General features: G+C 54.4%; 7 protein-coding genes. All 7 read left to right on the forward strand.

Going from position 1 to position 10,889, the window contains the following annotated elements; translation table 11 throughout:
• The first annotated feature begins 132 nt into the window (after window positions 1-132).
• Entirely contained in the window at window positions 133-921 is a 789-nt protein-coding gene (gene cmoM / locus EHN07_RS07765) for a tRNA uridine 5-oxyacetic acid(34) methyltransferase CmoM (RefSeq protein WP_124023601.1), read from the forward strand.
• Entirely contained in the window at window positions 914-2,236 is a 1,323-nt protein-coding gene (gene mukF / locus EHN07_RS07770) for a chromosome partition protein MukF (protein WP_124023602.1), read from the forward strand. Before cmoM ends, mukF begins: the two co-directional genes overlap by 8 nt.
• Window positions 2,217-2,933, forward strand: a complete 717-nt coding sequence (mukE, locus tag EHN07_RS07775) for a chromosome partition protein MukE (protein ID WP_124023603.1) — start codon at window positions 2,217-2,219, stop codon at window positions 2,931-2,933. The genes mukF and mukE overlap by 20 nt, the downstream gene beginning before the upstream one ends.
• The gene (gene mukB / locus EHN07_RS07780; protein WP_124023604.1) at window positions 2,930-7,375 is read left to right on the forward strand and encodes a chromosome partition protein MukB; all 4,446 of its coding nucleotides are present in this window, start codon (window positions 2,930-2,932) and stop codon (window positions 7,373-7,375) included. Before mukE ends, mukB begins: the two co-directional genes overlap by 4 nt.
• A 163-nt stretch (window positions 7,376-7,538) precedes the next feature.
• The gene (ldtD, locus tag EHN07_RS07785) at window positions 7,539-9,419 is read left to right on the forward strand and encodes a L,D-transpeptidase (protein ID WP_124023605.1); all 1,881 of its coding nucleotides are present in this window, start codon (window positions 7,539-7,541) and stop codon (window positions 9,417-9,419) included.
• A gap of 180 nt (window positions 9,420-9,599) precedes the next feature.
• A complete protein-coding gene (mepK, locus tag EHN07_RS07790; protein ID WP_124023606.1) occupies window positions 9,600-10,148 on the forward strand; it encodes a peptidoglycan L,D-endopeptidase MepK in 549 nt (182 codons plus the stop codon).
• A gap of 40 nt (window positions 10,149-10,188) precedes the next feature.
• Entirely contained in the window at window positions 10,189-10,836 is a 648-nt protein-coding gene (locus tag EHN07_RS07795; RefSeq protein ID WP_124023607.1) for an MBL fold metallo-hydrolase, read from the forward strand.
• Window positions 10,837-10,889 lie beyond the last annotated feature (53 nt).

Below are 10,889 nucleotides of genomic sequence, written 5' to 3' on the forward strand. Positions count from 1 at the left end.
TATGTTGGCTCCTTTTTTAGCCATACAGCAGGTAAACGCGGATGATATTACACCAGACGGGTTCATTCCTGGCGCGGCTGTGCCAAAATACCCCCTTTCTGAGAAGATCCTTTTCCCCATGGAGCCGTACCCGTGCGTGACCGCAATTTTGACGACATTGCTGAGAAGTTTTCACGCAATATCTACGGTACAACCAAAGGCCAGCTCCGCCAGGCTATCCTGTGGCAAGATCTTGACGCACTGCTGGCTACCCTGCCTGAAAAAATCCGCGTACTGGATGCCGGCGGCGGCGAAGGGCAAACTGCGTGCGGTGTTGCTGAGCGGGGGCATGAAGTCCTGCTTTGTGATGTCTCAGCTGAGATGATTGCCCGCGCGCAGGCTTTGGCCTGCGAGAAAGGTGTGAGCGACAACATGCATTTTGTACATTCCTGCGCCCAGGATATTGGCCAACATTTGGAAAAGCCGGTTGATCTGATATTGTTCCACGCGGTGCTGGAATGGGTCGTTGACCCGCAAGCGGTGCTTAAAACGCTGTGGGAAAACCTTGCCCCCGGCGGAGCTTTATCCCTGATGTTCTACAATGCTAACGGCTTGCTGATGAGAAACATGTTTGTCGGTAACTTCGAATATGTGCTTCAGGGCATGAAAAAGAATAAACGTAAAACGCTTTCGCCCGACAATCCGCTGCAGCCAGAACAGGTTTATCACTGGCTGGAGCAAATTGGCTGGCAGATAACCGGGAAAACCGGGGTGCGAGTGTTCCACGATTACTTGCGCGATAAGCACAAACAGCGCGATGGTTTTGACGATTTGCTTGAGCTGGAAACGCGCTATTGCCGCCAGGAACCTTTTGTGAGCCTTGGCCGCTACATCCACGTGACAGCTATCAAGCCGCTTGAGCCAAGGAAAAATTATGAGTGATGTTTCCCAGACAGTGCCGGAACTGGTTGCCTGGGCCAGGAAAAATGATTATTCACTGTCACTGCCGACAGAGCGCCTGACGTTCCTGCTGGCGATCGCCACCTTAAACGGTGAGCGATTAGACGGTGAAATGAGTGAAGGCGAGCTGATTGATGCTTTCCGTCACGTCAGTGACGGTTTCGAGCAAACCAGCGAAACCATTAACGTTCGTGCCAATAACGCCATCAATGATATGGTGCGCCAGCGTCTGATTAACCGTTTTGTCAGCGAAATCAACGAAGGCAATGCGATTTATCGCCTCACGCCGCTCGGCATTGGCATTACCGATTACTACATCCGCCAGCGGGAGTTTTCCACGCTGCGTTTGTCCATGCAGCTGTCGATTGTGGCAGGGGAACTGAAGCGCGCCGCCGATTCGGCAGATGAAGGCGGCGATGAGTTTCACTGGCATCGCAACGTCTTTGCACCGCTGAAATACTCGGTGGCGGAGATTTTTGACAGCATCGATCTCACCCAGCGCATTATGGATGAGCAACAGCTGCAGGTTAAAGACGATATCGCCCAGCTATTAAACAAAGACTGGCGCGCGGCTATTTCCAGCTGTGAAATGCTGCTGTCCGAAACTTCCGGCACGCTGCGTGAACTGCAGGACACCCTGGAAGCGGCGGGCGACAAACTTCAGGCTAACCTGCTGCGCATTCAGGATGCGATTCTCGGGCGTGACGATTTGCACTTTGTCGACCGCCTGGTATTCGATCTGCAAAGCAAACTCGACCGTATCGTCAGCTGGGGCCAGCAGGCGATTGACCTGTGGATTGGCTACGATCGCCACGTCCATAAATTCATTCGTACCGCCATTGATATGGATAAAAATCGCGTCTTTGCCCAGCGTTTGCGCGTCTCGGTACAGAACTATTTCGATGCGCCGTGGGCGCTGAGCTACGCTAACGCCGATCGTCTGCTCGATATGCGCGACGAAGAATTAACGCTGCGTGATGAAGAGGTGATGGGCGAGCTGCCAACCGATCTGGAGTTCGAGGAGTTTAATGAAATCCGCGAACAGCTCGCCGCCATGATTGAGGCGGCACTGCAGGTTTATAAAACCAGGCAGGTGCCGTTGGATTTGGGGGTCGTGATGCGTGACTATCTGGCGCAATACCCGCGCGCGCGCCATTTCGATGTGGCGAGAATTGTAGTCGACCAGGCGGTACGTCTGGGTGTGGCTGAAGCAGATTTTACTGGCTTGCCGCCGCAGTGGCAGGCAATTAACGATTACGGAGCCAAGGTACAGGCGCATGTCATCAACAAATATTGAAAAAGTGATGCCGGTCAAACTGGCACAGGCGTTGGTCAATCCGTTATTCCCGGCGCTCGATAGCCAGCTACGCGCCGGAAGGCACGTCGGGCTTGATGAGCTGGATAACCATGCTTATCTGATGGATTTCCAGGATGAGCTGGAAGAGTTTTACACCCGCTATAACGTGGAGCTGATTCGCGCGCCGGAAGGGTTCTTCTATTTGCGTCCGCGCTCCACCACGCTCATTCCGCGTTCTGTGTTATCTGAACTGGATATGATGGTGGGTAAAATTCTCTGTTACCTTTACCTCAGCCCGGAACGCCTGGCGAATGAAGGTATTTTCACCCAGGCAGAACTCTACGATGAGCTGTTGACGCTGGCCGATGAAAGCAAGCTGCTGAAGCTGGTGAACAACCGTTCTACCGGTTCCGACCTGGACCGCCAAAAGCTGCAGGAAAAAGTTCGTGCCTCCCTGACGCGCCTGCGCCGTCTGGGGATGATCTGGTTTATGGGCCACGACAGCAGCAAATTCCGCATTACCGAATCCGTATTCCGCTTTGGTGCCGACGTGCGTGCCGGTGACGACGCGCGCGAAGCGCAGCTGCGCATGATCCGCGATGGTGAAGCGATGCCGGTGGAAACTCGTTTGCAGCTCAATGATGAAACAGAAGAGGCGCAAACTGCTCAGGATAACGCGGAGGATGAACAGGAATGATTGAACGCGGTAAGTTTCGCTCGCTAACGCTGATTAACTGGAACGGTTTCTTCGCGCGTACTTTTGACTTAGACGAACTGGTTACCACGCTTTCCGGCGGTAACGGGGCCGGTAAATCGACCACCATGGCGGCATTTGTCACCGCGCTAATCCCGGATTTGACGCTGCTGCACTTCCGTAACACCACCGAAGCGGGGGCGACATCGGGCTCCCGCGACAAAGGTCTGCACGGTAAATTAAAAGCGGGCGTCTGCTACTCTTTGCTGGATGTGATGAACTCACGCCATCAGCGTGTGGTGGTGGGGGTGCGCCTGCAACAGGTTGCCGGCCGCGATCGTAAAGTCGATATCAAACCCTTTGCCATTCAGGGGTTGCCAACGTCGATTCAGCCAACTCAGCTGCTGACTGAAACGCTTAACGAGCGCCAGGCTCGGGTACTGAGCCTGCAGGAGCTGAAAGATAAAGTTGAAACCATCGAAGGGGTGCAGTTTAAGCAGTTCAACTCGATTACGGATTACCATTCGCTGATGTTCGATCTGGGCATTATTGCGCGTCGCCTGCGTAGCGCCTCGGATCGTAGCAAGTACTATCGCCTGATCGAAGCCTCGCTGTACGGCGGGATCTCCAGCGCCATTACGCGTTCACTGCGCGACTATCTGCTGCCAGAAAACGGCGGCGTGCGTAAAGCTTTCCAGGATATGGAAGCGGCGCTGCGCGAAAACCGCATGACGCTGGAAGCGATTCGCGTCACGCAGTCCGACCGTGACCTGTTTAAGCACCTGATTTCTGAAGCCACTAACTATGTGGCGGCGGATTACATGCGCCATGCCAACGAGCGTCGCATCCATCTGGATAAAGCGCTCGAACTGCGTCGTGAACTATTGACCAGCCGTAAACAGCTGGCTGCGGAGCAATACAAGCACGTTGAGATGGCGCGTGAGCTGGCGGAACACAGCGGCGCAGAAGGGGATCTGGAAACGGATTACCAGGCGGCCAGTGACCACCTGAACCTGGTGCAAACGGCGATTCGCCAGCAGGAAAAAATCGAGCGCTATGAAGCCGACCTCGACGAACTGCAAATGCGCCTCGAAGAGCAGAATGAAATTGTTGCCGAAGCCGCTGAGCAGCAAGAAGAGAATGAAGTTCGCGCCGAAGCCGCTGAGCTGGAAGTGGATGAGCTGAAAAGCCAGCTTGCCGATTACCAGCAAGCACTCGACGTGCAGCAAACTCGCGCGATTCAATACCAGCAAGCGTTGCAGGCGCTCGAGCGTGCACGTTCACTGTGCCATCTGCCAGATTTAACCGCTGAAAGTGCGGAAGAGTGGCTGGAAACCTTCCAGGCTAAAGAGCAGGAAAGTACTGAAAACCTGCTTAATCTTGAGCAGAAAATGAGCGTGGCGCAAACGGCGCACAGCCAGTTTGAGCATGCTTATCAACTGGTGACGGCAATCAATGGTCCGGTGAGTCGTAGCGATGCCTGGAACGTTGCGCGTGAATTACTGCGTGACAGCAATAATCAGCGGCATCTGATGGAACAGGTTCAGCCGCTGCGTGCGCGTCTTAACGAACTTGAGCAGCGTCTGCGCGAGCAGCAGGAAGCCGAGCGTCTGCTGGCTGAGTTCTGCAAACGTCAGGGCAAACACTTCGATCCCGAAGATCTGGAAGTGCTGCACGACGAACTTTCTGAGCGTATCGAAACCTTGCAGCAACGCGTTTCTGATGCCAGCGACCAGCGTGCCAACTTGCGTCAGGAACAAGAGCAAATTCAGGCGCGTATTAAACGCCTGCAACAGCGCGCACCGATTTGGCTGGCAGCGCAAACCAGCTTGACTCAGCTTTGCGAGCAAAGCCATGAGCAGTTTGAGAGCAGTCAGCAAGTTACTGAATATATGCAGCAGCTGCTTGAGCGCGAGCGTGAAGTCACCGTTGAACGTGATGAAGTCGGCGCCCGTAAGCGTGCCATCGATGAAGAAATCGAACGTCTGAGCCAACCCGGTGGCGCTGAAGACCCACGTTTAAATGCCCTGGCTGAACGCTTTGGCGGCGTACTGCTGTCAGAAATTTATGACGATATCAGCCTCGACGACGCACCGTACTTCTCTGCGTTGTATGGCCCATCGCGTCACGCCATTGTGGTGCCAGATTTATCGTTAGTGCGCGATCAACTCGATAACCTCGAAGATTGCCCGGAAGACTTGTACTTAATTGAAGGGGACCCGGCTTCCTTCGATGACAGCGTTTTCACCGTTGAAGAGCTGAATGCCGCGGTGCTGGTGAAAACGGCAGAACGCCAGTGGCGCTATTCGCGTTTGCCTCAGCTGCCATTGTTTGGTCGCGCGGCCCGTGAAAATCGTCTCGAAAAGCTGCATGCAGAGCGTGAAACACTGGCGGAACGTTTCGCAACGTTGTCATTTGATGTTCAGAAATCTCAGCGTTTGCACCAGTCATTCAGCCGCTTCATCGGCCAGCATTTGGGCGTGGCATTTGACGACGATCCGGAAGCGGAAATTCGTCAGCTAAACACCCGCCGTGGTGAAGTTGAACGTGCTATCAACAGCCATGAAAACGACAATCAGCAGCAGCGCCAGCAATACGATCGGGCAAAAGAAGGCGTTGATCAACTTAACCGCCTGTTGCCGCGCATTAGTTTGTTAAATGATGAAACACTGGCTGACCGCTGTGATGAAATCCGTGAGCGTCTGGATGAAGCGCAAGAAGCGGCGCGTTTCCTGCAGCAGTTTGGTAACCCGCTGGCGAAACTCGAAGCTGTGGCGTCGGTGCTGCAAAGCGACCCTGAGCAGTTCGAGCAGCTAAAAGAAGATTATCAGTACGCACAGCAGGTGCAGCGCGATGCGCGTCAGCAGGCGTTTGCCCTGACCGAAGTGGTGCAGCGCCGGGCGCACTTCGGCTACTCAGATTCAGCTGCCATGTTGGATGGCAACAGCGATTTAAACGAGAAATTACGCCGTCGTCTTGAACAGGCTGAAGCCGAACGTACGCGTTCACGTGAAGCGCTGCGTAGCCATGCCCAGCAGCTAAGCCAGTTCAGCCAGCTAATGGCATCGCTGAAAAGCTCCTTCGATACCAAAAAAGAGCTGTTAACCGATCTGCATAAAGAGCTACAGGATATCGGCGTTCGTGCGGATACCGGCGCGGAAGAGCGGGCGCGTGCGCGGCGTGACGAACTGCATACTGCGCTGAGCAACAACCGTTCGCGCCGCAATCAGCTCGAAAAAGCGCTGACCCTGTGTGAAGCGGAAATGAGCAACCTGACGCGTAAGCTCAAACAGCTGGAACGCAGCTATTTTGAAATGCGTGAGCAGGTTGTGGTAGCCAAAGCGGGCTGGTGTGCCGTGATGCGCATGGTGAAAGACAATGGCGTTGAGCGCCGTCTGCATCGGCGCGAGCTGGCCTATGTCACCGGCGACGAGCTGCGTTCTATTTCGGATAAAGCGTTGGGGGCGCTGCGTCTGGCGGTGGCGGATAACGAACACCTGCGCGATGTGCTGCGCATGTCGGAAGATCCAAAGCGCCCTGAACGTAAAATTCAGTTCTTTGTGGCTGTCTACCAGCATCTTCGCGAGCGTATCCGCCAGGATATCATCCGTACTGACGACCCAGTTGAAGCCATCGAACAGATGGAGATTGAACTGAGCCGCCTGACCGAAGAGCTGACCTCGCGCGAGCAAAAACTGGCGATCAGTTCACGCAGCGCGGCGAATATTATCCGCAAGACCATTCAGCGTGAGCAGAACCGCATTCGGATGCTAAACCAGGGGCTGCAAAGCGTCTCCTTCGGCCAGGTGAACAGCGTGCGCCTGAATGTGAACGTGCGTGAAACCCACGCCACCTTGCTCAACGTGCTGTCAGAGCAGCATGAGCAACATCAGGATCTGTTTAACAGCAGCCGCCTGAGTTTCTCAGAGGCATTAGCGAAGCTGTATCAACGCCTGAATCCGCAAATTGATATGGGCCAGCGTACGCCGCAAACCATCGGTGAAGAGCTGCTCGATTACCGTAACTACCTGGAAATGGAAGTGGAAGTTAACCGTGGTTCAGACGGCTGGCTACGCGCGGAAAGCGGCGCGTTGTCCACCGGTGAGGCTATCGGTACCGGGATGTCGATTCTGGTGATGGTGGTACAAAGCTGGGAAGAAGAGTCACGCCGCCTGCGCGGTAAAGATATCTCCCCATGTCGTCTGCTGTTCCTTGATGAGGCCGCGCGACTGGATGCGAAGTCAATTGCCACGCTGTTTGAGCTGTGCGAACGACTTGAAATGCAGCTGATCATTGCCGCACCTGAGAACATCAGCCCGGAAAAAGGCACCACTTATAAGCTGGTACGTAAGGTGGTGCACAACCACGAACACGTCCACGTCGTGGGGCTCAGGGGCTTTGCCCCCCCGCTGCCCGAACCTGTGGCTGGCGCCATAGATGCGTAATAAAACTCGCGGGCTACGGCCCGCGTTTTCTTTTCTGCCACACCTTAATCGTTAATTTTATTTACATTTATACAGGCAAATACTATTCGCTGTTTATATACTGATTGTTGAACCCAATGATAAAGCTGGGTGAAGTAATAAGTGATAAACAGAGGGGCAAGGGATGTTGCTAACAAAATTGCACGGTTTTCGACTGTCAGCGCTGGCCTGCGGGCTGGTACTCAGTTTCGCGCCACTGTTTATGGCGCAGGCCGATGAGCCTGCGCTGGTCCCTTCTGATAGCTCTGCGGTGAGCATTGAACCTGCCAGCTCAGCAGGCCAGCCGCTGCCACAGTCAGCCGCAACGGCCGCGATGGTGGGGGTTTTACCCCTTGATTTAACAGGCATGTCTGCCGCACAAAGTCGCTCACAGCTGGTTGCGCATCTGCCTGCCGGTTACACGCCGATATACCTCAATGCGCTGGCGGCATTTTATGCGGCACGCGAAATGAAACCGCTGTGGGAAAACCGCGATGCGGTGAAAGCTTTCCAGCAGCAGCTCGCCGAACTGGCTATTTCAGGCATCCAGCCACAATTCACCACCTGGGTTGAACTGCTTACCGATCCGTCAGTCACCGGCCTTGCGCGGGACGTCGTGTTGTCCGACGCGATGATGGGCTATCTGCAATTTGTTTATGGCATACCTACGCAAGGCAACCGCTGGCTGTACAGCACTAAGCCTTACAGGCTGCAAACTCCGCCCATTTCGGTGATTAACCAGTGGCAGGTGGCGGTCGATCGGGGAACCCTGGCCAGCTTTGTTGCCACCCTCGCCCCTCAGCACCCGCAATACGCTAAGCTGCATCAGTCGCTGGTGCATCTACTGAGTGACTCGCGCCCGTGGCCGCAGCTCACCGATAGTGAAACCCTGCGTCCAGGCCAGTGGAGCAACGATGTTCCCGCGCTGCGTGAAATACTGGCGCGTAACGGTATGTTGCAAGCTGAACCGGCGATCCCTCTAACTGAACGCTCAGGTGTTTCCGACATCGCGGCGGTTGTCAGCCCGTCTGCGATCCAGTTAGACGGCGAGCAGAGTGCGCACCGGCTTCCAGATGCCGTCGCCGATAACAAACAGGAAGCGGCTCCTGCGGTTCGCAGCACCTACAGCAAAGAGCTGGTAGCAGGGGTGAAGCGTTTTCAGAAATGGCAGGGGCTGGGGGTTGACGGAGCGGTTGGGAAGCTCACGCGAGACTGGCTAAACGTGACGCCGCAGCAGCGAGCCTCGCTGGTGGCGCTGAACATTCAACGTTTGCGGCTACTGCCAAAAAAACTGGATACCGGCATTATGGTTAACATCCCTGACTATTCACTGAGCTATTACCTTAACGGTAGTGAAGTGTTGGCGTCGCGGGTGATTGTCGGCCGCCCGGATCGCAAAACGCCGATGATGAGTAGCGCGCTGAATAATGTGGTGGTTAACCCGCCGTGGAATGTGCCCTCGACGCTGGCGCGGCAGGATATTCTGCCAAAAGTTCGTCAGGACCCGGGCTATCTCGACAGACACGGCTATAGCGTATTGCGCGGCTGGATCAATAATGCGGAAGCCATTGACCCGTGGCGTGTCGATTGGGGCACCATCACCGCCAGCAATTTACCCTTCCGCTTCCAGCAAAAACCCGGTTCGCAGAACTCGTTAGGGCGTTACAAATTTAATATGCCAAGTTCTGACGCCATCTATTTGCATGACACTCCAAACCATAATCTGTTTCAGAAAGAGGCGCGAGCGCTGAGTTCAGGCTGCGTACGCGTCAATAAAGCCTCTGAGCTGGCAAATATGCTGTTACAGGATGCGGGCTGGAACGACGCACGGATTTCGAGCCAGCTTAAAGACGGCAGCACCAAATACGTCAACATCCGCCAGAGTATCCCGGTCAATCTGTACTATTTGACTGCGTTTGTCGGTGCGGACGGGCGCACACAATATCGTACAGATATTTACAATTACGATCTCACCGCGCGATCTGGCGCACAAATCCTGGCAAAAGCGGAATTATTGATGCGCTAAATGCAGTAATTCTAATGAATTAGCGGTCGTAATCATTGCGTAAGCCATCCGGGCCCGCTACAGGGCCCGGATTTACCGGGGTTCAGCGCGTCTTGACTCACTAAGCTTAGGCAGTTAAGGTGCGCAGCAGTGCGCCCGAAGTGCATATTATTCGACCGTTTATCTGTAGACCTGGACATCATGGACAAATTTGACGCAAACCGCCGCAGGCTGCTGGCGTTGGGTGGCGTGGCTTTAGGTGCCGCTCTGCTTCCATCGCAAGCGTTGGCCACGCTTTCAACACCACGCCCGCGCATTCTGACTCTTAATAACCTGCATACGGGGGAGTCACTGAAAGCTGAATTTTTTGATGGTAAAGGCTATATTCAGGATGAATTAGCAAGGCTTAACCATTTCTTCCGTGATTATCGCGCGAATAAAATCAAATCCATCGACCCTAAACTCTTTGACCAGCTGTACCGCCTGCAGAGTTTGTTAGGCACCAACAAACCCGTGCAGCTGGTGTCAGGCTACCGCTCGCTGGTCACCAACAATGGGCTACGCGCTCACGGCAAGGGAGTGGCAAAAAAGAGCTACCACACCAAAGGCCAGGCCATGGATTTCCATATTGAAGGGATTTCGTTAAGCAATGTACGCAAAGCAGCATTATCTATGCGCGCAGGTGGTGTAGGATATTACCCACGCAGCAACTTTGTGCATATTGATACCGGGCCGCTAAGGCACTGGTAAAACAACGGAATCCGGCGAGCGTTGCCGGTATTGGAGCCTCATGAACTATCACATTATCCCGGTTACCGCATTCGGCCAAAACTGTTCGCTGATTTGGTGCGAAGTCACGCAACAGGCAGCATTGGTCGATCCCGGCGGTGAAGCCGAAAAGATCAAACAGCAGGTTGCGGCGAAAGGCGTGAAACTCACGCAAATCCTGCTTACGCATGGTCATCTGGATCACGTTGGGGCGGCAGCTGAACTGGCTGAACACTATGGTGTTCCTGTAGTTGGGCCGGAAAAAGAAGATGAATTCTGGCTGCAGGGTTTACCGGCCCAAAGCCAGATGTTTGGTATGGAAGAGTGTTTGCCGCTGACGCCCGCTCGCTGGCTTAATGATGGCGAGACGGTAGCGGTTGGCAATGTGACTTTACAGGTGCTGCACTGCCCGGGCCACACGCCTGGCCACGTGGTTTTCTTTGACGCTCGCTCCCAGCTTCTGATTTCCGGTGATGTGATTTTCAAAGGCGGAGTAGGGCGTAGCGATTTCCCGCGTGGCGATCACGCGGTGCTAATCGACTCCATTAAGCGTAAGCTGCTGCCGCTGGGCGATGATGTGACGTTTATTCCCGGTCACGGGCCATTATCCACCCTCGGTTACGAACGCCTGCATAATCCCTTCCTGCAAGACGAATTACCGGTCTGGTAAAAGAATAAAGCCGCTTAGATAAGCGGCTTTATTCTTGCTGACAAAGAAGGAAA

The sequence above is a fragment of the Buttiauxella warmboldiae genome (assembly GCF_003818135.1).
Lineage (GTDB): Bacteria > Pseudomonadota > Gammaproteobacteria > Enterobacterales > Enterobacteriaceae > Buttiauxella > Buttiauxella warmboldiae.